The following is a 25,550-nucleotide window of genomic DNA, read 5'->3' on the forward strand; positions in this document are numbered from 1 at the left end:
GGCTTCGACCTACCTGATCGACCAGTCCAAGACCCGTCTTGAGCGCCTGGGCTTCTTCAAGGAAGTCAACGTCGAGACCCCGGCGGTGCCAGGCACCGACGACCAGGTCGACGTCAACTACAGCGTCGAAGAGCAAGCCTCCGGCTCGATCACCGCCAGCGTCGGTTTCGCCCAGAGCGCCGGCCTGATCCTCGGTGGTTCGATCAGCCAGAGCAACTTCCTCGGTACCGGTAACAAGGTGTCCATCGGCCTGACCCGTTCGCAATACCAGACCCGTTACAACTTCGGCTTCGTTGACCCCTACTTCACTGCCGACGGCGTGAGCCTGGGCTACAACGCCTTCTACCGCAGCACCGACTACAGCGACCTTGACGTCGACGTGGCCAGCTATGCGGTGGACAGCGTGGGTGCCGGTGTCAGCCTTGGCTACCCGATCAGCGAAACCTCGCGCCTGACCTACGGCCTGAGCGTTCAGCAGGACAAGATCAAGACCGGTAAGTACACCGTTGACGAGATCTTCGACTTCCTCAAGCAGGAAGGCGAAAACTTCACCAACTTCAAGGCCTCGATCGGCTGGTCCGAGTCGACCCTGAACAAAGGTGTGCTGGCGACCCGTGGTCACTCCCAGAGCCTGACGCTTGAGAGCACCATTCCGGGCAGCGACCTGTCGTTCTACAAGCTCGACTACCGCGGCCAGCTGTTCAAGCCGATTACCAATGACTACACCCTGCGCCTGCATACCGAACTGGGCTATGGTGATGGCTACGGCAGCACTTCGGGCCTGCCGTTCTATGAAAACTACTACGCGGGTGGCTTCAACTCCGTGCGTGGTTTCAAAGACAGCACCCTGGGTCCGCGCAGTACGCCTAGTACCGGCAAGAACCCTGGCACCATCGCCGACCCGGATCAGGATCCGCTGCCGTTCGGTGGTAACGTGCTGGTGCAAGGTGGTGTCGAATTGCTGTTCCCGCTGCCGTTCGTCAAGGACCAGCGCTCCCTGCGCACCTCCGTGTTCTGGGACGTGGGTAACGTGTTCGATACCAATTGCGGCAGCAAGCCGGATTGCGAAAAGGTCGGTTTCTCGGGCATGGCCAGTTCGGTCGGTCTGGGTGTGACCTGGATTACTGCTCTGGGCCCGTTGAGCTTCAGCCTGGCGATGCCGGTGAAGAAGCCGAGCGATGCCGATACCCAGGTGTTCCAATTCTCTCTGGGCCAGACCTTCTAAGGTCGGCCCTTGCTTAACGACAACGGTTTTTCCAGGAGTGCATCGTGCGTAAATTGGCTCAACTGGCCGTAGTGGCCGCGGCGCTGGTCGCCACCCCGGCTTTCGCCGAAATGAAGGTCGCCGTGCTGAACTATCAGATGGCCCTGCTCGAATCCGATGCCGCCAAGAAGTACGCGGTCGATGCCGAGAAGAAGTTCGGCCCGCAACTGACCAAGCTGAAAAGCCTGGAAAGCAGCGCCAAGGGCATCCAGGACCGTCTGATCAAAGGCGGCGACAAGATGCAGCAGCAGGAGCGTGAGCGCCTGGAGCTCGAATTCAAGCAGAAAGCCCGTGACTTCCAGTTCCAGTCCAAGGAGCTGAACGAGGCCAAGGCCGTTGCTGATCGCGACATGCTCAAGCAGCTCAAGCCGAAGCTGGACGGCGCCGTCGAGGAAGTGATCAAGAAGGGCGGTTACGACCTGGTTCTCGAGCGCGGCGCGGTCATCGATGTCAAGCCTCAGTACGACATCACCCGCCAAGTCATCGAGCGCATGAACCAAGCGCGTTGATATGACCGTGACCATGACGCTCGGCCAGCTGGCCGAGGCCCTCGGGGCCACACTCAAAGGCCCTGAGGCGCTGCAGATTACCGGGCTGGCCACCTTGCAGGAGGCCGGCCCCGGTCAATTGAGCTTCCTCGCCAACCCGCAGTACCGCAAATACCTGGACAACTGCCAGGCCGCTGCGGTGCTGCTCAAGGCTGCGGACGCCGAAGGCTTTGCCGGCAATGCCCTGATCGTGGCTGACCCGTACCTGGCTTATGCGCGCATTTCCCACCTGTTCGACCCCAAACCCAAGGCTGTGGCGGGTATTCATCCCAGCGCCGTGGTGGCGGAGGATGCCCAGGTGGATGCCAGTGCCAGTGTCGGGCCGTTCGCGGTCATCGAAAGCGGTGCGCGTATCGGCGCCAACGTCAGCATCGGCGCACATTGCTTCGTCGGTGCCCGTTGCGTGGTCGGTGAAGGCGGCTGGCTGGCACCGCGGGTCACGCTGTATCACGACGTGACCATCGGCAAGCGTGTGGTCATTCAGTCGGGTGCCGTGATCGGCGGCGAGGGCTTCGGCTTCGCCAACGAGAAAGGCATCTGGCGCAAGATCGCCCAGATTGGCGGCGTCACCATTGGCGATGACGTGGAAATCGGCGTCAACACTGCCGTTGACCGTGGCGCGCTGTCCGACACCCGGATTGGTGATGGGGTCAAGCTCGACAACCAGATCCAGATCGCCCACAACGTGCAGGTCGGTGATCACACGGCCATGGCTGCCTGTGTCGGGATCTCCGGCAGTACGCGCATCGGCAAGCATTGCATGCTGGCGGGTGGCGTGGGCCTGGTGGGGCATATCGATATCTGCGATAACGTATTCGTCTCCGGGATGACCATGGTCACCCGTTCGATCACCGAACCAGGGTCCTATTCATCCGGCACGGCCATGCAGCCCCTGGCTGACTGGCGCAAGAGCGCGGCGCGAATTCGCCAGCTCGATGACATGGCCAAGCGGCTCCAGCAGCTGGAAAAACGTGTCGATACCGTGACCTCAGGTGGCCAGCCGACATCAGAAGGCTGATACCATTTCCTGAGCAAGAGTGAACAGTCGCTAGCTGGCTCCTCTTTGGACTGCAAAAGGAGCGTGTGGTCAGCACCTGCGCTCCCTATTCTTATTACAGGCTTCCCCCCGAAATGATGGACATCAACGAGATTCGCGAATACCTGCCTCACCGCTACCCGTTCCTGCTGGTAGATCGCGTGACGGATCTGGACTTCGAGGCCCAGAGCATTCGTGCCTACAAGAATGTCAGCATCAACGAGCCGTTCTTCAATGGCCATTTCCCGGCACACCCGATCATGCCGGGCGTCCTGATCATCGAAGCCATGGCCCAGGCGGCCGGCATCCTTGGTTTCAAGATGCTCGATGCCAAGCCGGCCGATGGCACCCTGTACTACTTCGTCGGTTCCGACAAATTGCGCTTCCGTCAGCCGGTACTGCCGGGCGACCAGCTGGTGCTGGAAGCCAAGTTCCTCAGCCGCAAGAGCATGATCTGGAAGTTCGAGTGCCGCGCCCTGGTCGACGGCAAGCCGGTGTGCTCGGCTGAGATCACCTGTGCGGAACGCTCCCTATGAGTTCGATTGATCCGCGGGCGATCATCGATCCGTCGGCCAAGCTGGCCGATGGCGTCGAGGTTGGCCCGTGGTCGATCGTCGGCCCCGACGTCGAAATCGGCGAGGGCACCGTCGTTGGCCCCCATGTAGTGCTCAAGGGGCCTACCCGGATTGGCAAGCACAACCGTATCTACCAGTTTTCCTCGATTGGTGAAGACACCCCTGATCTCAAATACAAGGGTGAACCGACGCGCCTGGTGATCGGTGATCACAACGTGATCCGCGAAGGTGTGACCATTCACCGTGGTACGGTCCAGGACCGTGCGGAAACCACCTTGGGTGATCACAACCTGATCATGGCCTATGCCCACATCGGCCACGACAGTGTCATCGGCAACCACTGCATCCTGGTCAACAACACCGCGTTGGCCGGGCATGTGCACGTGGGTGACTGGGCGATCCTGTCCGGTTTCACCCTGGTGCATCAGTATTGCCACATCGGCGCCCATGCGTTTTCCGGCATGGGCACGGCGATCGGCAAGGACGTGCCGGCCTTCGTCACGGTATTCGGCAGCCCTGCCGAGGCCCGCAGCATGAACTTCGAAGGCATGCGCCGCCGTGGTTTCAGCGATGAGGTCATCCATGCCCTGCGCCGTTCCTACAAGATCGTCTATCGCCAGGGGCTGACCGTGGAAGAGGCGATCAAGGAGCTGGACGAGCTGGCCGCCAAGCACGAGCAGGTCGAGCTGTTCCGCCAGTCGATCGTGAACTCCGCCCGCGGCATCACCCGCTGACATGGCGCAGCTTTGCGTAGCCCTGGTCGCGGGTGAGGCCAGCGGCGATATTCTCGGTTCCGGTCTGATGCGCGCCCTCAAGGCGCGCCATCCCGATGTTCGCTTTATTGGTGTGGGTGGCCCGTTGATGGAGGCCGAAGGCCTTCAGTCATACTTCCCCATGGAGCGCCTCGCAGTCATGGGCCTGGTCGAAGTGCTGGGTCGCCTGCGTGAGCTGCTCAAGCGGCGCAAGCTGCTGATCCAGACCCTGATCGACGAAAAGCCCGATGTGTTCATCGGCATCGATGCCCCCGATTTCACCCTCAATATCGAACTGAAACTGCGTCAGGCCGGGATCAAGACTGTGCATTACGTCAGCCCGTCGGTCTGGGCGTGGCGGCAGAAACGTGTGCTGAAGATCCGCGAAGGTTGCGACCTGATGCTCACGCTGCTGCCCTTCGAAGCACGTTTTTACGAAGAGCAGGGTGTGCCGGTGCGATTTGTCGGCCACCCGTTAGCCGATACCATTGCGTTGACGGCGGACCGTCAGGCTGCGCGAAACGAACTGGGCCTGACTGATGGGCCGGTGGTGGCGTTGATGCCGGGTAGCCGTGGTGGTGAGGTCGGGCGCCTGGGGGCACTGTTCCTCGACGCCGCCCAGCGCCTGCGCGAGCTGGTGCCTGGTGTGCGTTTCGTGTTGCCGTGTGCCAACGCAGCGCGGCGTGCCCAGGTCGAGCAGATGCTCGAAGGCCGCGATCTGCCGTTGACCCTCCTTGATGGCCAGTCGCACCAGGCCCTGGCCGCCTGCGACGCGGTGCTGATCGCTTCGGGTACCGCCACGCTGGAGGCGCTGCTGTACAAGCGCCCGATGGTCGTGGCCTATCGCCTGGCACCGTTGACCTACTGGATTCTCAAACGCCTGGTGAAAAGCCCCTACGTGTCGCTGCCCAACCTGCTGGCCCAGCGTGAGCTGGTGCCTGAGTTGCTGCAGGATGCCGCGACCAGCGAAGCGCTGGCACAGACCCTGGCGCCGCTGGTCACCGACGGTGCCCGGCAGACCGAACGCTTCGACGAGATTCACCGCACCCTGCGCCGCGACGCCTCCAACCAGGCGGCCGACGCGGTGCTCGCCCTGCTCAAGGATCGCTGACATGCAGATTGGACTGGACTTCAACCTGGTCGAAGACCTGGTCGCCGGCGTCGACGAAGTCGGCCGCGGCCCGCTGTGCGGTGCAGTGGTCACGGCGGCGGTGATCCTCGACCCGGCTCGGCCGATTCTCGGCCTGAACGATTCGAAGAAACTCACCGAAGCCAAGCGCGAGGCGCTGTTCGACGAGATCTGCGAAAAAGCCCTGAGCTTCTGCATCGCCCGCGCCGAAGTCGAGGAAATCGACCGGCTGAACATCCTGCAGGCGACCATGCTGGCCATGCAGCGAGCGGTGGAAGGGCTGCACGTGACGCCGAAGCTGGCACTGATCGACGGTAACCGTTGCCCGAAGCTGGCAGTGCCGGCTGCGCCGGTGGTCAAGGGCGATAGCCAGGTACCGGCAATCGCTGCCGCCTCGATCCTGGCCAAGGTGACCCGTGATCGGGAGATGAGCGCGTTCGAGCTGATCTATCCGGGTTACGGGATGGGTGGGCATAAAGGCTATCCGACGCCTGTGCACCTCGAAGCCCTCGCGCGCCTCGGTCCCACGCCCATTCATCGGCGCTCGTTCGGCCCGGTGCGGGCCGCCTGGGAAGCCCGCGAAGGCATCACCAACGCGTTGATCTGATGAACTGGGGCCGCTATGCGGCCCCAAATGTTTTAAGCAATTACGCTACAATCCCGCCCTTGTCGTTCAGCACTGCTACAGGACTTTCCATGTCGGTTCCCTTCGTTCACCTGCGCGTCCACTCCGAATTCTCGTTGGTCGACGGCCTGGTGCGGATCAAGCCGCTGGCCAAGGCGCTGGCGGGGATGAACATGCCGGCGGTGGCGATCACCGACCAGAGCAACATGTGCTCGCTGGTCAAGTTCTACAAGACCGCCATGGGCGCCGGGATCAAGCCGATCTGCGGTGCCGACCTGTGGCTGGCCGGCGCCGACCCGGATGCACCGCTGTCGCGCATCTGTTTCCTGGCCATGGACCCCAAGGGCTATCGCAACCTCACCGAGTTGATCTCCCGTGGCTGGACCGACGGCCAGCGCAACGGCCTGGTGATCCTCCAGCGTGAGTGGATCGCCCCCGCCAGCGAAGGGCTGATCGCCCTGTCCGCCGGCAAGGAAGGCGATATCGGCATGGCCCTGATGAATGGTCGCCAGGATGAAGCCGAAGCCCTGCTGCGCGACTGGATGGGCATGTTCCCGGAGCGCTTCTACGTCGAAGTGCAGCGCACCAACCGCGCCGGCGACGAAGAATACGTTCACGCCGCCGTGGCCCTGGCCGACCAGCTCGGCGCGCCACTGGTCGCCACCAACGACGTGCGCTTCATCAAGCAGTCCGACTTCGACGCCCACGAAACCCGCGTTTGCATCGGCGAGGGCTGGACCCTCGACGATCCGCGACGCCCGCGTGGCTACAGCGACCAGCAGTACCTGAAGTCGGCCGAGGAAATGGCCGAGCTGTTCAGCGACCTGCCCGATGCCATTGCCAACACCGTCGAGATTGCCAAGCGCTGCAACATCCAGGTGCAGCTGGGCAAATACTTCCTGCCTGATTTCCCGACGCCCAACGGCATGGGCATCGATGACTACCTGCGCCACGTCTCCCACGAAGGCCTGGAGGAGCGCCTGGCGGTGCTCTGGCCGAAAGAGACCACCCCGAATTACGAAGAGAAGCGCCAGGTCTACCTGGACCGCCTGAAGTTCGAACTGGACATCATCATCCAGATGGGCTTCCCCGGTTACTTCCTGATCGTTATGGACTTCATCAAGTGGGCCAAGAACAACGACGTGCCGGTTGGCCCGGGGCGGGGTTCGGGTGCGGGCTCGCTGGTGGCCTACGTGCTGAAGATCACCGACCTCGACCCGCTGGCCTACGACCTGCTGTTCGAGCGCTTCCTCAACCCTGAACGTGTTTCCATGCCCGACTTCGACGTCGACTTCTGCATGGACGGCCGGGACCGGGTGATCGACTACGTGGCCGAAGCCTACGGCCGCAACGCGGTGAGCCAGATCATCACCTTCGGCACCATGGCCGCCAAGGCGGTGGTGCGCGACGTGGCGCGGGTGCAGGGCAAGTCCTATGGCCTTGCCGACCGCCTGTCGAAGATGATCCCGTTCGAAGTGGGCATGACCCTTGAGAAGGCCTACGAGCAGGAAGAGATCCTGCGTGACTTCCTCAAGGGCGACGAGGATGCCCGTGAGATCTGGGATATGGCACTCAAGCTCGAGGGTGTCACCCGTGGTACCGGCAAGCACGCCGGTGGCGTGGTCATCGCCCCGACCAAGCTCACCGACTTCTCGCCGATTGCCTGCGACGAAGAGGGCGGCGGCCTGGTGACCCAGTTCGACAAGGATGACGTCGAGGCTGCCGGCCTGGTGAAGTTCGACTTCCTCGGCCTGCGTACCCTGACCATCATCAAGTGGGCGATGGAGATCATCAACCGCGAGCAGGCCAAGAAGGACCTGCCCGCCCTCAATATCGACTTCATCCCGCTGGACGACCGCAAGACCTACGAGCTGCTGCAGAAGGCCGAGACCACAGCGGTGTTCCAGCTCGAATCGCGGGGCATGAAGGAGCTGATCAAGAAGCTCAAGCCCGACTGCCTGGAAGACCTCATCGCACTGGTCGCACTGTTCCGCCCGGGCCCGCTGCAGTCGGGCATGGTGGACGACTTCATCAACCGCAAGCACGGTCGTGCCGAGCTGGCCTACCCGCACGCGGACTACCAGTACGAAGGCCTGAAACCGGTGCTGGCACCGACCTACGGCATCATCCTGTACCAGGAACAGGTGATGCAGATCGCCCAGGTGATGGCGGGCTATACCCTCGGCGGCGCCGACATGCTGCGCCGGGCGATGGGTAAGAAAAAGCCTGAGGAAATGGCCAAGCAGCGCGGTGGTTTCATCGAAGGTTGTGTGGCCAACAATATCGATGCGGACTTGGCCGGTAACATCTTCGACCTGGTAGAAAAGTTCGCCGGCTACGGCTTCAACAAATCCCACTCCGCCGCCTATGGCCTGGTGTCGTACCAGACTGCCTGGCTGAAGACCCATCACCCGGGGCCGTTCATGGCCGCAGTACTGTCGGCGGACATGCATAACACCGACAAGGTGGTGGTACTGGTCGAGGAAGTGCGCAGCATGAAGCTGCGCCTCGATGCGCCGGACGTGAACTTCTCCGACTTCAAGTTCACCGTCAACAACGACGGCCGCATCGTCTACGGCCTGGGTGCGATCAAGGGCGTCGGCGAAGGCCCGGTGGAAGCCATTGTCGAGGCGCGTGCCCAGGGTGGCCCGTTCAAGGACTTGTTCGACTTCTGTGAGCGCATCGACCTCAAACGGGTCAACAAGCGTACCCTCGATGCGTTGATCCGCAGCGGTGCGCTGGATCGCCTGGGCCCGCATTTCCATGATGAGATCAAGGCCTATCAGGCCAATATCGACCTCAACCGTGCGACCTTGCTGTCTGCCTTGGGCGAAGCCATCAAGGCCGCCGAGCAGGCGGCCCATACCGCTGACAGTGGCCACGTCGACCTGTTCGGCGGCATGTTCGACGAGGCAGATGTCGACGTCTACGCCAACCACCGCAAGGTGCGCGAACTGACCCTCAAGGAGCGCCTGAAAGGCGAGAAGGACACCCTGGGGCTGTATCTCACCGGCCATCCGATCGATGAATACGAGACCGAGATCCGCCGTTTTGCCCGCCAGCGCATCATCGACCTCAAGCCGTCGCGCGAGACCCAGACCATTGCCGGGATGATCATTGCCTTGCGGGTAATGAAGAACAAGAAGGGCGACAAGATGGGCTTCGTCACCCTGGATGACCGTTCCGGGCGCATCGAGGCCTCGCTGTTTGCCGATGCCTACATCGCGGCACAGTCCTTGCTGCAGAACGATGCCATGGTGGTGGTCGAAGGCGAGGTCAGCAACGACGACTTCTCTGGCGGCCTGCGCCTGCGGGTGAAGCAGGTGATGACCATGGAGGACGCGCGCACCAAGCTGGCCGAGAGCCTGCGCCTGAAGGTGGCACACGAGGCCCTCAAGGGCGATCGCCTGAAGTGGCTGGGCGAACTGATCACCCGCCATCGCGGGGCTTGCCCGATCACGCTGGAGTACACCGGCAGCGATGCCAAGGCCATGTTGCAGTTCGGCGAGCAGTGGAAGATCGACCCGGCCGATGGCTTGATTCAGGCGCTGCGTGACCAGTTCGGGCGTGAGAACGTCTTCCTGCAATATCGTTGAATCGACGAAATTTAATCTCGACCTATATGCGCCTGATCCCTTAAGGTAGGGCGCCAAACGGATCAACCGGCCGGCCGCCTGGCCGTAGACCCAAGACGGATGACTATGAACCCGAATTTTCTCGATTTCGAACAGCCGATTGCCGACCTGCAAGCCAAGATCGAAGGCCTGCGCCTGGTAGGTAACGACAACTCGCTGAACATCAGCGATGAAATTGCCCGTCTGCAAGACAAGAGCAACACCCTGACCGAAAGCATCTTCGGCAACCTGACCAGCTGGCAGATCGCCCGCCTGGCCCGTCATCCACGTCGTCCATACACCCTGGACTACCTGGATCACATCTTCACCGAGTTCGAAGAACTGCACGGTGACCGCCACTTCTCCGACGACGCCGCCATCGTTGGTGGTACTGCGCGCCTGGACGGCAAGCCGGTCATGGTCATCGGCCACCAGAAGGGCCGCGAAGTGCGCGAGAAGGTGCGCCGCAACTTCGGCATGCCGCGCCCTGAAGGCTACCGCAAGGCCTGCCGCCTGATGGAAATGGCCGAGCGCTTCAAGATGCCGATCCTGACCTTCATCGACACCCCGGGCGCCTACCCGGGCATCGACGCCGAAGAGCGCAACCAGAGCGAGGCCATTGCCTGGAACCTGCGCGTCATGGCCCGCCTGAAGACCCCGATCATCGCCACCGTGATCGGTGAGGGTGGTTCCGGCGGTGCACTGGCCATCGGCGTGTGCGACCAGCTGAACATGCTGCAGTACTCCACCTACTCGGTGATCTCGCCGGAAGGCTGCGCCTCGATCCTGTGGAAGACTGCCGACAAGGCTGCCGACGCTGCTGAAGCCATGGGCATCACCGCCGAGCGCCTGAAGAGCCTGAACATCGTCGACAAGGTCATCCCGGAGCCGCTGGGCGGCGCCCACCGTGACCCGGCCAAGATGTCCGAAAGCATCCGCGCCGACCTGGTGCAGCAGCTGGACATGCTCGCCAAGCTCGACAACGACGCGCTGCTGGCCCGTCGTTACGACCGCCTGATGAGCTACGGCCTCTGATAGAGCGCCGGGGCCGCAGAGCGGCCCCGGCAATCTCAAGCCGAGTGAGGCCCCAATGATCAACCTCACTCCCTGGCTGAAAGCCCCCGCCTGGTACATCGCCTTCTCTGGCGGCCTCGATTCCACCGTCCTCCTGCACTTGCTGGCCAGCCACGCCCGCAATCAGCAGATACCCCCGCTGCGCGCCCTGCATGTCCACCACGGCCTGCAAGACGCCGCCGCCGCCTGGCCCGCTCACTGCCAAGCCATCTGCGACAAGCTCGGCATCGAACTTCAGGTCATCCACGTCCAGGTCGCCCCCGGTGCCAGCCTCGAACAGGCCGCCCGCGACGCCCGCTATGCCGCCTTGGCCAAAGTCCTCGGGCCCGGCGACATCCTGTTCACCGCCCAGCACCGGGACGACCAGGCTGAAACCTTGCTCTTCCGCCTGCTGCGCGGTGCTGGCCTGCGTGGCCTGGCGGCGATGCCCGGACAGCGCCCGCTAGGGCAGGGCCGCCTGGCCCGGCCATTGCTGAGCACCTCGCGCCAGCAGTTGCATGACTATGCCCAGGCCAATGAGCTGGTGTGGATCGAAGACCCGACGAATGTTGATACCGCCTTCGACCGCAACTATCTGCGCGCAGCGGTGTTCCCGCATTTGCACCAGCGTTGGCCGCAGGCCAGCCAGAACTTCGCCCGTTGTGCAGAGCATCTGAGTGAGGCGCTGGGGCTGCTCGATGAACTGGCGCAAGGCGATCTGGCCAAGGCCGGGGAGGGCGCCGCGCCAGCCTGGGCGGCCTTGCAGTCGCTCGAACTGGCGGCGCTCACCCGCTTGTCTCCCGCACGGCAGCGCAATGCCCTGCAGCACTGGCTGAGCCAGCGAACCCGCTTGCCCGATACCCGTCATTGGGCCGGCTGGGCGGACCTGCGCGATGCTGCGGCAGATGCACAGCCGGCCTGGCAGCTAGCCGACGGTCGGTTGCTGCGCAGTCATGGCCGTATCTGGTGGTTGAGTGGTGACTGGCTGCAGCAACCCACGGGCGAGTACGCCTGGGCCGACCCTGGGGCGGTCCTGGAATTGCCGGGCAATGGCAGTGTGCGACTTGATGTCGCCGCGCCGCTGGGCGAACTGCATGTCGCCTACCGCCAGGGCGGCGAGGTGCTGGACATCCCCGGCCGTGGCCGGCGCGACCTCAAACGCCTGCTCAACGAGCTGCAGGTCCCGCACTTTGTGCGTCCGCGCCTGCCGTTGCTGTATTGCGGCGAGCGCCTGCTGGCGGTGGCCAATCTGCCTTCGCTGGCGCAGGCAGATTGCCAGCTTCACTGGCAGCCGCCGACGAACGCGCAAGGTTTGAGCTGAAGGGTACATTCCGGTAGACTACCCTCCCTTCTTGATACAACTTCTGTGGCTTCCCCGGAAACACAGCAGTTGCCGATTACCAAGCAGTTTTTTGCTGGGCTGATTCTGGAAATGACGAGCGAGCTCCATGCCGGGGATACCCCTGGTCTGTACAGACGCGGCAGTTTTTCGAGATGCACTGTGATTGACGCAGGTGATCGGGGGCTTCGGCCTTCCTTCGCTTTCTCCGGCGGCGCTGGCCGCCTTAACGCAGACTTCTAGGGTTTTTCATGACGCGCTACATATTCGTCACGGGCGGTGTTGTTTCTTCATTGGGGAAAGGCATTGCCTCGGCTTCCCTGGCGGCCATCCTGGAAGCGCGGGGCCTGAAGGTCACCATGCTCAAGCTGGATCCGTACATCAACGTCGATCCGGGCACCATGAGCCCGTTCCAGCATGGTGAAGTGTTCGTCACCCACGATGGCGCCGAGACCGACCTCGACCTGGGCCACTACGAGCGGTTCATCCGCACGACCATGACCCAGAACAACAACTTCACCACCGGCCGTATCTACGAGCACGTGCTGCGTAAAGAGCGTCGTGGTGACTACCTGGGCGCGACCATCCAGGTCATCCCGCACATCACCGACGAGATCAAGCGTCGCATCATCAAGGGCGCTGGCGATGCCGACGTGGCCCTGGTGGAAATCGGCGGTACCGTGGGTGACATCGAGTCGCAGCCGTTCCTCGAGGCGATCCGCCAGCTGCGCGTCGAAGTGGGCTCCAAGCGCGCCATGCTGATGCACCTGACCCTGGTCCCGTACATCGCCACCGCTGGCGAGACCAAGACCAAGCCGACCCAGCACTCGGTCAAGGAACTGCGCTCCATCGGCCTGCAGCCTGACGTGCTGATCTGCCGTTCCGACCACCCGGTCGACGCCTCGTCGCGTCGCAAGATCGCGCTGTTCACCAACGTCGAAGAGCGTGCGGTGATTTCGCTGGAAGACGTCGACACCATCTACAAGATCCCAGGTGTGCTGCACGCCCAGGGCCTGGACGACTTCGTCGTCGAGCGCTTCGGCCTGCAGTGCAACAGCGCCGACCTGTCCGAGTGGGACAAGGTGGTCGATGCCAAGCTCAACCCTGAGCACGAAGTCACCATCGCCATGGTCGGCAAGTACATGGAGCTGCTGGACGCGTACAAGTCGCTGATCGAAGCGATGAGCCACGCCGGTATCACCAACCGCACCAAGGTCAACCTGCGTTACATCGATTCCGAAGACATCGAGAACCAGGGCACCAGCCTGCTCGAAGGCGCCGACGCGATCCTGGTGCCGGGCGGTTTCGGCCTGCGTGGCGTGGAAGGCAAGATCACCGCGGTGCAGTATGCCCGTGAGAACAAGGTCCCGTACCTGGGTATCTGCCTGGGCATGCAAGTGGCGGTGATCGAGTTCGCCCGTAACGTGATGGGCTGGAAAGACGCCAACTCCACCGAGTTCGACCGCAACAGCGGCCACCCGGTGGTCGGCCTGATCACCGAGTGGGCCGATGCCACCGGTGCCGTCGAGACCCGTACCGAAGCCTCCGACCTGGGCGGCACCATGCGCCTGGGCGCACAGGACTGCCAGCTGGCTGCCGGTTCCAAGGTGCACGACTGCTACGGCAAGGACATCATCACCGAGCGTCACCGTCACCGCTACGAGGTCAACAACAACCTGCTGCCTCAGCTGGTCGAGGGTGGCCTGGTGGTTTCCGGTCGTTCCGAAGACGGCGCGCTGGTCGAAGTGGTCGAGGCCAAGGACCACCCATGGTTCGTTGCCTGCCAGTTCCACCCGGAGTTCACCTCCACCCCGCGTGACGGTCACCCGCTGTTCAGCGGCTTCGTCAAGGCGGCCCTGGCCCAGAAGAACAAGGCCTGATTTTTTCAGGTCTTTGATGAGTTTTCCGACGGTTAAAGCCGCGCAAGGCTCATTTCTCGGGTAAAGTACGCCCCGATCTACCCCTGACCGTTCGGTCAGGGGTTGCTTCTGCCAGGCCTGCCTGCTGCGTCCCCGCCTGGTGCAAGGCAAGAATTCCCTAAAGTTGCGTTGTTTTCGTCAATTCTGGAGTGCTTACAACAATGGCAAAAATCGTCGACATCAAAGGTCGTGAAGTTCTCGATTCGCGTGGCAACCCCACCGTGGAAGCCGATGTACTGCTCGACAACGGCATCATCGGCAGCGCTTGCGCGCCGTCCGGTGCTTCCACCGGCTCGCGCGAAGCGCTGGAGCTGCGTGATGGCGACAAGAGCCGTTACCTGGGCAAGGGCGTGCTGAAGGCCGTCGCCAACATCAACGGCCCGATCCGTGACCTGCTGCTGGGCAAGGATCCTTCCGACCAGAAGGCCCTGGACCGCGCCATGATCGAACTGGACGGTACCGAGAACAAGGCCAAGCTGGGCGCCAACGCCATCCTGGCCGTGTCCCTGGCTGCTGCCAAGGCCGCTGCACAGGACCAGGACCTGCCGCTGTACGCGCACATTGCCAACCTGAACGGCACCCCGGGCCAGTACTCGATGCCGGTGCCGATGATGAACATCATCAACGGCGGCGAGCACGCCGACAACAACGTCGACATCCAGGAGTTCATGGTGCAGCCGGTTGGCGCCAAGACCTTCTCCGACGGCCTGCGCATGGGCACCGAAATCTTCCACCACCTCAAAGCTGTGCTGAAGGCCCGTGGCCTGAACACCGCTGTGGGTGACGAAGGTGGTTTCGCCCCGAACCTGGCTTCCAACGAAGACGCGCTGGGTGCCATCGCCGAAGCGGTCGAGAAAGCCGGCTACAAGCTGGGCACCGATGTGACCCTGGCCCTGGACTGCGCGGCTTCCGAATTCTACGAAGACGGCAAGTACAACCTGTCCGGTGAAGGCAAGTCGTTCGACGCCGAAGGTTTTGCCGACTACCTGAAAGGCCTGACCGAGCGCTTCCCGATCATCTCGATCGAAGACGGCCTGGACGAGTCCGACTGGGCTGGCTGGAAGATCCTCACCGACAAGATCGGTGAAAAGGTGCAGCTGGTCGGTGACGACCTGTTCGTGACCAACACCAAGATCCTCAAGGAAGGCATCGAGAAGGGCATCGGTAACTCGATCCTGATCAAGTTCAACCAGATCGGCTCGCTGACCGAAACCCTGGAGGCCATCCAGATGGCCAAGGCTGCCGGCTACACCGCGGTGATCTCGCACCGTTCCGGTGAAACCGAAGACTCGACCATTGCCGACCTGGCCGTGGGTACCGCTGCTGGCCAGATCAAGACGGGCTCGCTGTGCCGCTCCGACCGCGTCTCGAAGTACAACCAGCTGCTGCGCATCGAAGAGCAACTGGGCGCTAAAGCGGTTTACCGTGGTCGTTCCGAGTTTCGCGGCTAAGCAAGAGATGGTAAAAAGACAGCAGCCGAGGCTGTCGGAAGTTTCATACTGAAATTTCTGACGCTTCATGCGGGTTTCTGTCGACGAAGCCTGGCCTCGGCCAGGCTTCGTGCTATATGACGCCCGTGTGCGGCGGTCTTTAACCTGGATACCTTGATGCGCAGTCCCTATTGGTTGTTCCTTGTCCTGCTCCTGCTGCTCGGTGGCCTGCAGTACCGCCTTTGGGTGGGTAACGGCAGCCTGGCGCAAGTGGCCGAGCTCAAGCAGCAGATCGACGAACAGCACGCCGAGAACGAACGGCTGCTGGAGCGTAACCGTGTGCTCGATGCCGAGGTGCTGGAGTTGAAGAAAGGTATGGAGACCGTCGAAGAACGGGCTCGTCATGAACTGGGAATGGTCAAAGAGGGCGAAACCCTCTTCCAGCTGCCGCAAAAATGATCGAACCACTACCGGCCTTCTGGGCCGTGATTCCTGCTGCGGGCGTCGGTGCCCGCATGGCTGCCGACCGCCCCAAGCAATACCTGGAGCTGGCCGGGCAGACCATTCTCGAGCACAGCCTCGACTGTTTTCTTGGCCACCCCTCGCTCAAAGGCGTGGTGGTCAGCATTGCCGAACACGACCCATACTGGCCTGGCCTGCGTTGCGCCAGCGACCCGCGCATCCAGCGCGCAGCCGGGGGGGACGAACGCGCCGATTCGGTGCTCAATGCCTTGTTGTTGTTGCATGCCCAAGGGGCGTCGGACGACGACTGGGTGCTGGTGCACGATGCGGCGCGGCCGAACCTGGCGCGCAGCGACCTCGACAAGCTGCTGTCGGAACTGGCCGACGACCCGGTAGGCGGGCTGCTGGCGGTGCCGGCGCGCGATACCCTCAAGCGCGCCGATGGCAATGGGCGGGTAGCCGCGACGGTGGATCGCAGCACCATCTGGCAGGCCTATACGCCGCAGATGTTCCGCCTGGGTGCGCTGCATCGGGCCTTGGCCGAGAGCCTGGTTTCCGATGTGGTGGTGACCGATGAAGCGTCGGCCATCGAATGGTCGGGGCAGGCGCCGCGGCTGGTCGAAGGGCGCAGCGACAACATCAAGGTCACCCGGCCGGAAGACCTCGAATGGTTGCGCCAGCGCTGGGCTGGACGGCGCTGAAATGGCCGGGGACGCTGTGCGGTCCCAGCGTCATGTCAGGTCACCCGATACTCCGGCAATCCCGCCAGCCCTTCCTTCAGATAATCCACCAGTCGCCTGACCTTCGGCGACAGATGCCGCTGCTGCGGATACAGCGCCCACACCGCCGTATTCGGCGGCTGATGCCCCTCCAGCAGTGATACCAGCGCCCCACTGTTCAGATGCTCGAGCACGTAATAGTCCGGCAACTGGCATAACCCCATCCCCAGCAGCGCCGCATCCAGTACCGCCTGGCCACTGTTGCAACGCCAGTTGCCCTGTACCCGTTGGCTGATCTCGCGGCCATCCTGCTGCAAGGCCCAGAGGTCGGAGCTGCCGATCAGGCAATTGTGCCGGGCCAGTTCCGACAGGCTGTGCGGCCGCCCGTACCGCTCCAGGTACGCCGGCGACGCGCACAGGTACATGCGCCGCGGCGCAAGGCGCGTGGCTACCAGCCGTGAGTCTGCCAAGCGGCCCAGGCGGATCGCCAGGTCCATGCCTTCGTGCAGCAGGTCGAGGGTGCGGTTGCTCAGTTCCACTTCGACCCGCAGTTGCGGATACAGCGCCATGAAACGCGTTACCAGCGGCACGATGAAGCGCTCCCCATAGGCCACCGCGCAGGTCATGCGCAGCAGGCCCTTGGGTTCGCTGGCCAGGTCGCCCATGGCGCGCAGCGCTTCCTCGCGGCCGTCCTGCAGGCGCTGGCAATGCTGCAGAAAGGTTTGCCCGGCTTCACTCAAGGCCACCCGGCGGGTACTGCGGTACAGCAAACGGGTCTGCAGGCGTTCTTCCAGGCGGGCGATCTGCCGGCTGATGTGCGACGACGACACGCCCAGGCGCTCGGCTGCCGCCGTGAACTGGCCAGACTCGGCCACGGCGACGAATTCGTCGATGCCTTCCCAGCGGCTGCTCATCAATTATCCCTGTATGGCAATAATGTTTTGGCTTTGCCTGGATTATTCATCAAAAGCGCCTGGATTACACTGCTGGACTGAACCGATCCTCTGTCTGGAGACCCTGTGATGATCAAGTCCCGTGCTGCCGTTGCCTTCGAGGCCAAGAAACCCCTGGAAATCGTCGAAGTCGACGTAGCCATGCCCAAGGCCGGCGAAGTGCTGCTGCGCGTGGTCGCCAGCGGTGTCTGCCACACCGACGCCTACACCCTGTCCGGCGCCGACCCGGAAGGTATCTTCCCGTCGATCCTCGGCCATGAAGGCGGTGCGATCGTCGAAGCGATTGGCGAGGGCGTGACCTCGGTGGCGGTGGGCGATCACGTGATCCCGCTGTATACCCCCGAATGCGGCAAGTGCAAGTTCTGCCTCTCGGGCAAGACCAACCTGTGCCAGGCCATCCGTGCCACCCAGGGCAAGGGCCTGATGCCGGACGGCACCACCCGCTTCTCGTACAAGGGCCAGCAGCTGTTCCACTACATGGGCACCTCGACCTTCTCCGAGTACACCGTGCTGCCGGAAATTTCCGTGGCCAAGATCCAGAAGGAAGCGCCGCTGGAGAAGGTCTGCCTGCTCGGTTGCGGTGTCACCACCGGTATCGGCGCGGTGCTCAACACCGCCAAGGTCAAGCCAGGTGACACCGTGGCCATCTTCGGCCTCGGCGGCATCGGCCTGTCGGCTGTAATCGGTGCAGTCAAGGCCAAGGCCTCGCGCATCATCGCCATCGACATCAACCCGGCCAAGTTCGAGATCGCCCGTCAGTTGGGCGCTACCGACTGCATCAACCCGAAAGACTACGACCGCCCGATCCAGGAAGTGATCGTCGACCTCACCGACGGTGGCGTGGACTTCTCCTTCGAGTGCATCGGTAACGTGCAACTGATGCGCGCGGCCCTGGAATGCTGCCACAAGGGCTGGGGCGAGTCGGTGATCATCGGTGTGGCCGGTGCTGGCCAGGAAATCGCCACCCGTCCGTTCCAGCTGGTAACCGGCCGTGTCTGGCGCGGTTCGGCATTCGGCGGCGTACGCGGCCGCAGCGAGCTGCCAAGCTACGTGGACATGGCCGAGAAGGGCGAGATCCCGCTGGATACTTTCATCACCCACACCATGGGCCTGGAAGACATCAACAAGGCCTTCGACCTGATGCATGAAGGCAAGAGCATCCGCAGCGTGATCCACTTCTGAGGTCAGCCATGAGCCTGGATAACATCTCCTGCCAGAAGAGCTTCGGCGGCTGGCACAAGCGTTACCGGCATCACTCCAGGGTGCTGGGCTGCGACATGGTGTTCGCCGTCTACCTGCCACCGCAGGCCGAGCAGGGCGAGAAGCTGCCGGTGCTGTACTGGCTCAGCGGCCTCACCTGCACCGACGAAAACTTCATGCAGAAGGCCGGCGCCCAGCGCCTGGCCGCCGAGCTCGGGCTGATCATCGTCGCCCCCGACACCAGCCCGCGTGGCGAGCAGGTGCCAGGCGACCCTGACGGCGCCTGGGACTTCGGCCTCGGCGCTGGGTTCTACCTCAATGCCACCCAGCAGCCTTGGGCGCAGCATTACCGCATGCACGACTATGTGGTGCAGGAGCTGCCAGCACTGATCGAGGCGCACTTCCCGGCCTCTGGCCAGCGCAGCATCAGTGGCCACTCCATGGGGGGCCATGGCGCGCTGGTGTGCGCCTTGCGCAACCCGGGGCGCTATCGCTCGGTGTCGGCGTTCTCGCCTATCAGCAACCCGATGGATTGCCCGTGGGGCGAGAAGGCCTTCAGCCGCTACCTGGGTGAAGACCGTGCGCGCTGGCGAGAGTGGGATGCCAGTGTGCTGCTGGCGGAAACGCCTGCAGGCGAGTGCCCGCCATTGCTGGTGGACCAGGGCGACCGTGATGACTTCCTCGAGAAGCAGCTCAAGCCTGAAGCGCTTGAGCAGGCCGCCCGCAAAGGGGGGCATGCGCTGACCCTGCGCCTGCAGCCTGGCTATGACCACAGCTACTATTTCATCGCCAGCTTCATCGATGAGCACCTGCGCCATCATGCGATGGCGTTGGGGCGGGTGTAACAGCCCGGTCCAAAAGCCGCCCAACCACCTGCAAAGCAGGTAGAATCACGCCCTGACTCAATCAGGGCGTTTTTCTATGCGTATTGGCCACGGCTACGATGTGCACCGTTTCTGCGACGGTGATTTCATTACCCTGGGTGGGGTGCGTATTCCCCACAAATACGGCCTCCTGGCCCATTCCGACGGTGACGTGCTGCTGCACGCCCTGAGCGATGCCTTGCTCGGCGCTGCGGCTCTGGGCGACATCGGCAAGCACTTCCCCGATACCGACCCGCAGTTCAAGGGCGCCGACAGCCGCGTGCTGCTGCGTCATGTGGTCGCTATCGTCAAGGCCAAGGGCTGGCAGGTCGGCAACGTCGACACCACCATCGTTGCCCAGGCACCGAAAATGGCCCCGCATATCGAAACCATGCGCCAACTCATTGCCGAAGACCTGCAGGTCGAACTCGACCAGGTCAATGTCAAGGCCACCACCACCGAGAAGCTCGGCTTCACCGGCCGCGAGGAGGGCATTGCCGTGCATGCGGTCGCCCTGCTGCTGCCAGCATGACCGAACTGGACCTGCTGGGCCCGCGCGCGTCGGGTGAATCGTTGGGGAGCGCAGTGCTCAAGGCCGTGGCCGAAGACTTCCAGGTCGACGAGGTGCTGGACATTCCGCTGTCCGGCCAGGGCGAGCACCTGTGGCTGTGGGTCGAGAAGCGAGACCTCAACACCGAAGAAGCCGCCCGACGCCTGGCCCGTGCCGCCGGCGTACCGGTGCGCGCCATCAGCTATGCCGGCCTCAAGGACCGCCAGGCCCTGACCCGCCAATGGTTCAGCCTGCACCTGCCGGGCAAGGCCGACCCGGACCTGTCGCGTGCCGAAGACGACACCCTGCGTGTGCTCAAGCAAGTGCGTCACCAGCGCAAGTTGCAGCGCGGTGCCCACTCGGCAAACGGCTTCACGCTGCGCCTGACCGCCCTGGCAGCTGAGCGCCAGGTCCTCGACGCACGCCTGGAGCAGCTCAAGCAGCAGGGCGTGCCGAACTACTTCGGCAGCCAGCGTTTCGGCCACGGCGGTGGCAACGTCCACGATGCCCGGGACTGGGCATCGCGCAAGGCCCTGCCGGAGCAGCGCAACGTGCGTTCGCGCCTGCTTTCGGCGGCGCGCAGCTATGTGTTCAACCAGGTGCTGGCGGCGCGTGTCGCCGATGGCAGCTGGCAGCGCGCCCAGGTCGGGGATCTGTTGGCGTTCACCGATAGCCGTAGTTTCTTTCCGGCGGGTGAGCAGGAATGTTCCGACCCTCGGCTAGGGATTCTTGACCTGCATCCCACTGGCCCTATGTGGGGTGAAGGCCCTTCGCCTGCGGCTGGCGCGACCTCCGAGCTGGAGACGGCGATCAGCGAGCGGCACCCGGCACTTTGCCAATGGCTCGCGTATGCGGGCATGAGTCACGAACGGCGCATCCTGCGGCTCCCTATTGGCGGCCTGACGTGGCATTATCCCGAGCCTGATATCCTGCAACTGGAATTCGTCCTTCCGGCCGGATGCTTCGCCACCGTGGTGGTGCGCGAACTCGTCGATCTGGTGCCGGCAGGGCAGACGGACAGCCCATGCGTATTCTGATTTCGAATGATGACGGTGTTACGGCACCTGGCCTCGCCGCGCTCCACGGTGCGCTGGCGGATTATGCCGAGTGTGTGGTGATCGCCCCGGATCAAGACAAGAGCGGCGCCGGCAGTTCGCTGACGCTGGACCGGCCGCTGCACCCGCAGACCCTGGCCAACGGCTTCATCAGCCTCAACGGCACGCCGACCGACTGCGTGCACCTGGGGCTCAATGGGCTGTTGCCGGAGGCGGTGGATCTGGTGGTTTCGGGCATCAACCTGGGGGCCAACCTGGGTGATGACGTGATCTATTCCGGCACGGTGGCCGCCGCGCTGGAGGGCCGCTTCCTGGGCGGCACCTCGCTGGCGTTCTCGCTGTTGTCGCGCCAGCCCGACAACCTGCCGACGGCTGCCCACATCGCCCGGCGCCTGGTCGAAGCGCTGCCGCGCCTGCAGCTGCCGCCGCGCACCGTGCTCAACGTCAATATCCCCAACCTGCCGCTGGAGCACATCCGGGGCATCCAGCTGACCCGCCTCGGTCATCGGGCGCGGGCGGCGGCGCCGACCAAGGTGGTCAACCCACGCGGCAAGGAAGGCTACTGGATCGCCGTGGCCGGGGATGCCGAGGATGGCGGGCCGGGCACCGATTTCCATGCCGTCATGCAAGGCTACGTATCGATTACCCCGTTGCAGCTGGACCGCACGTTCAACGATGCCTTTGAACAGCTCGACGGCTGGCTGGAGGGCCTGCTCTGATGCGTGAACAGGACGATCTGCAGCGCCGTGGCGGTATCGGCATGACCTCGCAGCGCACCCGCGAGCGGCTGATCCAGCGCCTCTACGAGGAAGGCGTGACGAACCCCAAGGTGCTCGACGTGATTCGCCGTACACCGCGCCACCTGTTCGTCGACGAGGCGCTGGCGCACCGGGCATACGAAGACACGGCGCTGCCGATCGGGCACAACCAGACCATCTCCCAACCGTTCATGGTGGCGCACATGAGCGAACTGTTGCTGGAAGCCGGGCCGTTGGACAAGGTGCTGGAGATCGGCACCGGTTCCGGCTACCAGACCGCGATCCTGGCGCAGCTGGTCGAGCGGGTATTCTCGGTGGAGCGGATCAAGGTGCTGCAGGATCGGGCCAAGGAGCGCCTGGTCGAGCTCAACCTGCGCAATGTGGTGTTCCGCTGGGGCGACGGCTGTGATGGCTGGCAGGCGCTGGCGCCCTACAATGGCATCATCGTCACCGCGGTGGCAGCGGAAGTGCCGCAGGCGCTGCTCGATCAGCTGGCACCGGGAGGGCGCATGGTGATTCCGGTAGGCCAGGCGGGTGAGGTGCAGCAGCTGATGCTGATCGTGCGCGAAGAGCACGGTTTCTCCCGTCGCGTACTGGGCGCGGTGCGTTTCGTGCCGCTGCTCAACGGCCCGCTGGCCTGAACCGCCAGGAATATTTGCAGCAGCAACGAATTCTTGCGGCGCGGCCCTGTCTATCTGGCGGGGCCTGGGCCCTGCCAATGCCGCGTGGCTTGGTTATAATTGCAACAATATTGCATTTCTTATCGACTTATCGATTTTCGGCACCATGAGGGGAGCGCGGGTGGGGCACACAGTCATTCGGCAGCGCAAGGATCGGTCGGCTTTCAAGCTTCTGCTGATTGCACTGACCATGGGCACCTTGCTGACAGGTTGCTCCAGCACCAGCACGAGCTCCAGCGGTGCGCGCGTGGTCGATCGAAACACGGCTGCGCCCAAGCGACCGGCAGTGACTTCGGGGCAGTACATCGTCAAGCCTGGCGATACGCTGTTCTCCATCGCCTTCCGCTATGGTTGGGACTACAAGGAGCTGGCTGCGCGTAACGGCATTGCTGCGCCGTACACCATCCGCCCGGGCCAGGCTATCCGTTTCAGCAGCGGCTCCAGCGGTAGCAGCACCGTGGTCTCCAGCCCGTCCTCATCGAGCAGGACAACGGTCATTCGTCGCCCTGCCGGAACACCTATCAGCCCTTCTGAAAACGGCGGAAAGTCGACGCCAACAACCCCCGCCACGCCTGCTCCGGTCGTTACCACGGTGCCCGCCGCAGAGCGTGCGGTGGGGAACTGGACATGGCCGGCCAATGGCGTGCTGATTGGAAAATTTGCTTCAAACGGTAGTTTGAATAAAGGCATTGATATCGCCGGTGATTTGGGACAGCCTGTTTTTGCTGCGTCTGATGGTACGGTGGTCTACGCCGGGAGTGGTTTGAGGGGCTACGGCGAGCTGATCATCATCAAGCACAGCGACACCTACGTCAGTGCCTACGGTCACAACCGCAGGCTGTTGGTTCGGGAGGGGCAGCAGGTCAAGGCAGGGCAGTCGATTGCTGAAATGGGGTCCACGGGCACAGATCGGGTGAAGCTGCATTTCGAGATTCGCCGCCAGGGCAAACCCGTCGATCCGCTCCAGTTCCTGCCACGCCGTTGATCGTTGTACCCCGGCCTGTTCCTTGGATGTAGAGGGGACAGGCTCCTGCGCTGCCAGGGAGACAGGCGCCGCAAGAGTCTGAGTTCGAACTCAGCAAAGGACTATAACAATGGCTCTCAGTAAAGAAGCGCCGGAGTTTGACATCGACGATGACGTCCTCCTCATGGAGACGGGCATCGTTTTGGAAACGGATGTGGTGTCAGACGAACCTGCTGTACCTTCGGTTCGGACCAGGGCGAAGTCGGGCTCTTCGCTCAAGCAACACAAGTACATCGATTACAGTCGGGCGCTCGATGCCACCCAGCTGTATCTCAACGAGATCGGGTTCTCGCCTCTGCTTTCGCCGGAAGAGGAAGTTCACTTTGCGCGCCTGTCGCAAAAGGGTGATCCTGCCGGCCGCAAACGCATGATCGAAAGCAACCTGCGCCTGGTGGTGAAAATCGCCCGTCGTTACGTCAACCGTGGCCTGTCACTGCTCGACCTGATCGAGGAGGGCAACCTGGGGTTGATCCGTGCGGTGGAGAAGTTCGACCCGGAGCGCGGTTTCCGCTTCTCGACCTACGCGACCTGGTGGATCCGCCAGACCATCGAGCGGGCGATCATGAACCAGACCCGCACGATTCGCCTGCCGATTCACGTGGTCAAGGAGCTCAACGTCTACCTGCGTGCCGCGCGGGAACTGACCCAGAAGCTCGATCACGAGCCTTCGCCTGAAGAAATCGCCACCCTGCTGGAGAAACCTGTCGCCGAGGTCAAGCGCATGCTGGGCCTGAACGAGCGCGTGTCTTCGGTGGACGTGTCGCTCGGCCCGGACTCTGACAAGACCCTGCTCGACACCCTGACCGACGACCGCCCGACCGATCCGTGCGAACTGCTGCAGGACGATGACCTGTCGCAGAGCATCGATCAGTGGCTGGGTGAGCTGACCGACAAGCAGCGGGAGGTTGTGGTACGCCGCTTCGGCCTGCGTGGGCATGAGAGCAGCACCCTGGAAGACGTTGGCCTGGAAATCGGCCTGACCCGCGAACGGGTGCGGCAGATCCAGGTGGAGGGGCTCAAGCGCCTGCGCGAGATCCTCGAGAAGAACGGGCTTTCCAGTGAGTCGCTGTTCCAGTAAGCCAGGCTTTACGCTGTCTGAAGCGCCCCGATGACCTCGGGGCGTTTTTGTTTGTGCTTTCTGGGTAAGGCGGTTAGCAATCCGGGGCTGAGCAATGTGTACGGCGCTACCCCTGATGCATGGCGTGTAAGCCTTTGCTTACTCTTTTTGTAAGCCATCTGTGTAACTACCAGTAAATCAACGTCGCTTTCAGATCTGGTTTTTTCCTAACCAACTGAAATATAGATATTTTTTGGCTGTGTGGAAATGTGTCCCCAGTAACATCCCGAGAGATCTCGCAGTTGCCTGCCTCAAGGAACTCGCTAGTATTCGAACTGTGCACACGGACATGCACAGGCTTTCAGGGAGAAAGCCAAGGACGTCGCAAGAAGCGATTTCATCAGGACGATGTTTGGGACAAGCAGGGACTACGGAAAAAATGTGGGCGGGTCAAACCGCCCCTTTTTTTTGCCCGCAGAAAATGAAAAAAGGCCCGTTGCGGGCCTTTTTCGTGTCCGGGCGCTTAGCGCTCCAGGTCGGCGATCTTGCCGGTCTTGCCGTCCCACTCTTCAGCGTCGGGCAGGGGGTCCTTACGCTCGGTGATGTTTGGCCAGACTTCTGCCAGCTCGGCGTTGAGCTCGATGAAGTTTTCCATGCCTGCGGGGACCTCGTCTTCCGAGAAGATCGCCTGGGCCGGGCACTCAGGCTCGCACAGTGCACAGTCGATGCACTCGTCCGGGTGAATCACCAGGAAGTTCGGGCCTTCGTAGAAGCAGTCCACCGGACAGACTTCCACGCAGTCGGTGTATTTGCATTTGATGCAGTTGTCGGTGACGACGAAGGTCATTTCTAGTTCTCTCCTCAGGCGACGGCGGCGGCCCTTCCTCTCGGGGCCGCGCGGTTTACGGGCATGTGGCTGCAGGCCAGGCTAATAACCTGCAGCAC

Annotated in this window: 24 protein-coding genes; 22 read left to right on the plus strand and 2 right to left on the minus strand. The window is 62.9% G+C overall.

The features are described from left to right. The 14 genes from bamA to ispD all read left to right on the plus strand — a co-directional run. On the plus strand, positions 1–1,225 hold a 1,225-nt coding region (gene bamA, locus ABE528_RS21855; RefSeq protein WP_346654042.1), incomplete at its 5' end, for an outer membrane protein assembly factor BamA. Positions 1,226–1,269: 44 nt separating this feature from the next. After that, positions 1,270–1,773: an OmpH family outer membrane protein gene (locus ABE528_RS21860; RefSeq protein ID WP_003252311.1), complete on the plus strand. Its 504-nt coding sequence runs from the start codon at positions 1,270–1,272 to the stop codon at positions 1,771–1,773. A 1-nt stretch (position 1,774) separates the two neighbouring features. After that, positions 1,775–2,830 (plus strand): UDP-3-O-(3-hydroxymyristoyl)glucosamine N-acyltransferase, encoded by a 1,056-nt coding sequence (gene lpxD / locus ABE528_RS21865; protein ID WP_346654043.1) that lies wholly within the window; start codon positions 1,775–1,777, stop codon positions 2,828–2,830. Positions 2,831–2,943: 113 nt separating this feature from the next. Further along, on the plus strand, positions 2,944–3,384 hold the full coding sequence (fabZ, locus tag ABE528_RS21870) for a 3-hydroxyacyl-ACP dehydratase FabZ (RefSeq protein ID WP_003252314.1): 441 nt from the start codon (positions 2,944–2,946) through the stop codon (positions 3,382–3,384). Next, positions 3,381–4,157, plus strand: coding sequence for an acyl-ACP--UDP-N-acetylglucosamine O-acyltransferase (gene lpxA / locus ABE528_RS21875; RefSeq protein ID WP_152957228.1), 777 nt, complete (start codon positions 3,381–3,383; stop codon positions 4,155–4,157). Before fabZ ends, lpxA begins: the two co-directional genes overlap by 4 nt. Position 4,158: 1 nt before the next feature. Further along, the gene (gene lpxB, locus ABE528_RS21880) at positions 4,159–5,286 is read left to right on the plus strand and encodes a lipid-A-disaccharide synthase (protein WP_346654044.1); all 1,128 of its coding nucleotides are present in this window, start codon (positions 4,159–4,161) and stop codon (positions 5,284–5,286) included. 1 nt (position 5,287) lies between these two features. Beyond that, positions 5,288–5,911: a ribonuclease HII gene (gene rnhB / locus ABE528_RS21885; RefSeq protein WP_152957230.1), complete on the plus strand. Its 624-nt coding sequence runs from the start codon at positions 5,288–5,290 to the stop codon at positions 5,909–5,911. Between the two features lie 89 nt (positions 5,912–6,000). Beyond that, positions 6,001–9,525: a DNA polymerase III subunit alpha gene (dnaE, locus tag ABE528_RS21890; protein ID WP_346654045.1), complete on the plus strand. Its 3,525-nt coding sequence runs from the start codon at positions 6,001–6,003 to the stop codon at positions 9,523–9,525. Between the two features lie 105 nt (positions 9,526–9,630). Next, positions 9,631–10,578: an acetyl-CoA carboxylase carboxyl transferase subunit alpha gene (gene accA, locus ABE528_RS21895; RefSeq protein ID WP_346654046.1), complete on the plus strand. Its 948-nt coding sequence runs from the start codon at positions 9,631–9,633 to the stop codon at positions 10,576–10,578. A 55-nt stretch (positions 10,579–10,633) separates the two neighbouring features. Then, on the plus strand, positions 10,634–11,917 hold the full coding sequence (gene tilS / locus ABE528_RS21900) for a tRNA lysidine(34) synthetase TilS (RefSeq protein ID WP_346654047.1): 1,284 nt from the start codon (positions 10,634–10,636) through the stop codon (positions 11,915–11,917). Positions 11,918–12,186: 269 nt separating this feature from the next. Further along, positions 12,187–13,815: a CTP synthase gene (locus ABE528_RS21905; RefSeq protein ID WP_152957234.1), complete on the plus strand. Its 1,629-nt coding sequence runs from the start codon at positions 12,187–12,189 to the stop codon at positions 13,813–13,815. A gap of 200 nt (positions 13,816–14,015) precedes the next feature. After that, positions 14,016–15,305 (plus strand): phosphopyruvate hydratase, encoded by a 1,290-nt coding sequence (gene eno, locus ABE528_RS21910; protein ID WP_346654048.1) that lies wholly within the window; start codon positions 14,016–14,018, stop codon positions 15,303–15,305. 156 nt (positions 15,306–15,461) lie between these two features. Further along, on the plus strand, positions 15,462–15,743 hold the full coding sequence (ftsB, locus tag ABE528_RS21915) for a cell division protein FtsB (RefSeq protein ID WP_023534037.1): 282 nt from the start codon (positions 15,462–15,464) through the stop codon (positions 15,741–15,743). Beyond that, positions 15,740–16,447 carry a 2-C-methyl-D-erythritol 4-phosphate cytidylyltransferase gene (ispD, locus tag ABE528_RS21920; RefSeq protein ID WP_346654049.1) on the plus strand — a complete coding sequence of 236 codons (708 nt, stop codon included), beginning with the start codon at positions 15,740–15,742 and terminating at the stop codon, positions 16,445–16,447. Before ftsB ends, ispD begins: the two co-directional genes overlap by 4 nt. Before the next feature lie 35 nt (positions 16,448–16,482). Here the strand turns inward: ispD and ABE528_RS21925 are convergent, their stop codons facing one another. After that, complete coding sequence (locus ABE528_RS21925; RefSeq protein ID WP_152957236.1) at positions 16,483–17,379, minus strand: LysR substrate-binding domain-containing protein; 897 nt, start codon at positions 17,377–17,379, stop codon at positions 16,483–16,485. Between the two features lie 108 nt (positions 17,380–17,487). On the opposite strand from ABE528_RS21925, the gene ABE528_RS21930 reads away from it, so the two are divergent. From ABE528_RS21930 to rpoS, 8 genes are all read left to right on the plus strand, one after another. Further along, positions 17,488–18,600, plus strand: a complete 1,113-nt coding sequence (locus tag ABE528_RS21930; protein WP_103445319.1) for an S-(hydroxymethyl)glutathione dehydrogenase/class III alcohol dehydrogenase — start codon at positions 17,488–17,490, stop codon at positions 18,598–18,600. Between the two features lie 8 nt (positions 18,601–18,608). Continuing rightward, positions 18,609–19,463 (plus strand): S-formylglutathione hydrolase, encoded by an 855-nt coding sequence (gene fghA, locus ABE528_RS21935; RefSeq protein WP_152957237.1) that lies wholly within the window; start codon positions 18,609–18,611, stop codon positions 19,461–19,463. Between the two features lie 76 nt (positions 19,464–19,539). After that, positions 19,540–20,013 (plus strand): 2-C-methyl-D-erythritol 2,4-cyclodiphosphate synthase, encoded by a 474-nt coding sequence (gene ispF / locus ABE528_RS21940; protein WP_152957238.1) that lies wholly within the window; start codon positions 19,540–19,542, stop codon positions 20,011–20,013. Further along, positions 20,010–21,068 (plus strand): tRNA pseudouridine(13) synthase TruD, encoded by a 1,059-nt coding sequence (gene truD, locus ABE528_RS21945; RefSeq protein ID WP_346654050.1) that lies wholly within the window; start codon positions 20,010–20,012, stop codon positions 21,066–21,068. Before ispF ends, truD begins: the two co-directional genes overlap by 4 nt. Further along, positions 21,056–21,805 (plus strand): 5'/3'-nucleotidase SurE, encoded by a 750-nt coding sequence (gene surE, locus ABE528_RS21950; RefSeq protein WP_346654051.1) that lies wholly within the window; start codon positions 21,056–21,058, stop codon positions 21,803–21,805. The genes truD and surE overlap by 13 nt, the downstream gene beginning before the upstream one ends. A 41-nt stretch (positions 21,806–21,846) precedes the next feature. Beyond that, positions 21,847–22,485, plus strand: a complete 639-nt coding sequence (locus tag ABE528_RS21955; protein ID WP_178120103.1) for a protein-L-isoaspartate(D-aspartate) O-methyltransferase — start codon at positions 21,847–21,849, stop codon at positions 22,483–22,485. Between the two features lie 160 nt (positions 22,486–22,645). Next, the gene (locus tag ABE528_RS21960) at positions 22,646–23,509 is read left to right on the plus strand and encodes a peptidoglycan DD-metalloendopeptidase family protein (RefSeq protein ID WP_346654052.1); all 864 of its coding nucleotides are present in this window, start codon (positions 22,646–22,648) and stop codon (positions 23,507–23,509) included. Between the two features lie 109 nt (positions 23,510–23,618). Further along, positions 23,619–24,626: an RNA polymerase sigma factor RpoS gene (gene rpoS, locus ABE528_RS21965; RefSeq protein WP_016392283.1), complete on the plus strand. Its 1,008-nt coding sequence runs from the start codon at positions 23,619–23,621 to the stop codon at positions 24,624–24,626. Between the two features lie 502 nt (positions 24,627–25,128). Here the strand turns inward: rpoS and fdxA are convergent. Then, entirely contained in the window at positions 25,129–25,452 is a 324-nt protein-coding gene (gene fdxA, locus ABE528_RS21970; protein ID WP_346654053.1) for a ferredoxin FdxA, read from the minus strand. Positions 25,453–25,550 lie beyond the last annotated feature (98 nt).

Source organism: Pseudomonas sp. TWI628, assembly GCF_039673865.1.
Lineage (GTDB): Bacteria > Pseudomonadota > Gammaproteobacteria > Pseudomonadales > Pseudomonadaceae > Aquipseudomonas.

What these genes read in the sequence shown, in the direction of transcription:
- surE (WP_346654051.1), top strand. Translation starts at nt 21,056, where the DNA reads ATGCGTATTCTGATTTCGAATGATGACGGTGTTACGGCACCTGGCCTC.
- ispD (WP_346654049.1), top strand. Translation starts at nt 15,740, where the DNA reads ATGATCGAACCACTACCGGCCTTCTGGGCCGTGATTCCTGCTGCGGGC.
- ABE528_RS21925 (WP_152957236.1), bottom strand. Translation starts at nt 17,379, where the DNA reads ATGAGCAGCCGCTGGGAAGGCATCGACGAATTCGTCGCCGTGGCCGAG.
- ftsB (WP_023534037.1), top strand. Translation starts at nt 15,462, where the DNA reads ATGCGCAGTCCCTATTGGTTGTTCCTTGTCCTGCTCCTGCTGCTCGGT.
- eno (WP_346654048.1), top strand. Translation starts at nt 14,016, where the DNA reads ATGGCAAAAATCGTCGACATCAAAGGTCGTGAAGTTCTCGATTCGCGT.
- ABE528_RS21905 (WP_152957234.1), top strand. Translation starts at nt 12,187, where the DNA reads ATGACGCGCTACATATTCGTCACGGGCGGTGTTGTTTCTTCATTGGGG.
- ABE528_RS21930 (WP_103445319.1), top strand. Translation starts at nt 17,488, where the DNA reads ATGATCAAGTCCCGTGCTGCCGTTGCCTTCGAGGCCAAGAAACCCCTG.
- fdxA (WP_346654053.1), bottom strand. Translation starts at nt 25,452, where the DNA reads ATGACCTTCGTCGTCACCGACAACTGCATCAAATGCAAATACACCGAC.
- lpxB (WP_346654044.1), top strand. Translation starts at nt 4,159, where the DNA reads ATGGCGCAGCTTTGCGTAGCCCTGGTCGCGGGTGAGGCCAGCGGCGAT.
- tilS (WP_346654047.1), top strand. Translation starts at nt 10,634, where the DNA reads ATGATCAACCTCACTCCCTGGCTGAAAGCCCCCGCCTGGTACATCGCC.
- accA (WP_346654046.1), top strand. Translation starts at nt 9,631, where the DNA reads ATGAACCCGAATTTTCTCGATTTCGAACAGCCGATTGCCGACCTGCAA.
- fghA (WP_152957237.1), top strand. Translation starts at nt 18,609, where the DNA reads ATGAGCCTGGATAACATCTCCTGCCAGAAGAGCTTCGGCGGCTGGCAC.
- dnaE (WP_346654045.1), top strand. Translation starts at nt 6,001, where the DNA reads ATGTCGGTTCCCTTCGTTCACCTGCGCGTCCACTCCGAATTCTCGTTG.
- lpxD (WP_346654043.1), top strand. Translation starts at nt 1,775, where the DNA reads ATGACCGTGACCATGACGCTCGGCCAGCTGGCCGAGGCCCTCGGGGCC.
- truD (WP_346654050.1), top strand. Translation starts at nt 20,010, where the DNA reads ATGACCGAACTGGACCTGCTGGGCCCGCGCGCGTCGGGTGAATCGTTG.
- ABE528_RS21955 (WP_178120103.1), top strand. Translation starts at nt 21,847, where the DNA reads ATGACCTCGCAGCGCACCCGCGAGCGGCTGATCCAGCGCCTCTACGAG.
- ispF (WP_152957238.1), top strand. Translation starts at nt 19,540, where the DNA reads ATGCGTATTGGCCACGGCTACGATGTGCACCGTTTCTGCGACGGTGAT.
- lpxA (WP_152957228.1), top strand. Translation starts at nt 3,381, where the DNA reads ATGAGTTCGATTGATCCGCGGGCGATCATCGATCCGTCGGCCAAGCTG.
- rpoS (WP_016392283.1), top strand. Translation starts at nt 23,619, where the DNA reads ATGGCTCTCAGTAAAGAAGCGCCGGAGTTTGACATCGACGATGACGTC.
- rnhB (WP_152957230.1), top strand. Translation starts at nt 5,288, where the DNA reads ATGCAGATTGGACTGGACTTCAACCTGGTCGAAGACCTGGTCGCCGGC.
- fabZ (WP_003252314.1), top strand. Translation starts at nt 2,944, where the DNA reads ATGATGGACATCAACGAGATTCGCGAATACCTGCCTCACCGCTACCCG.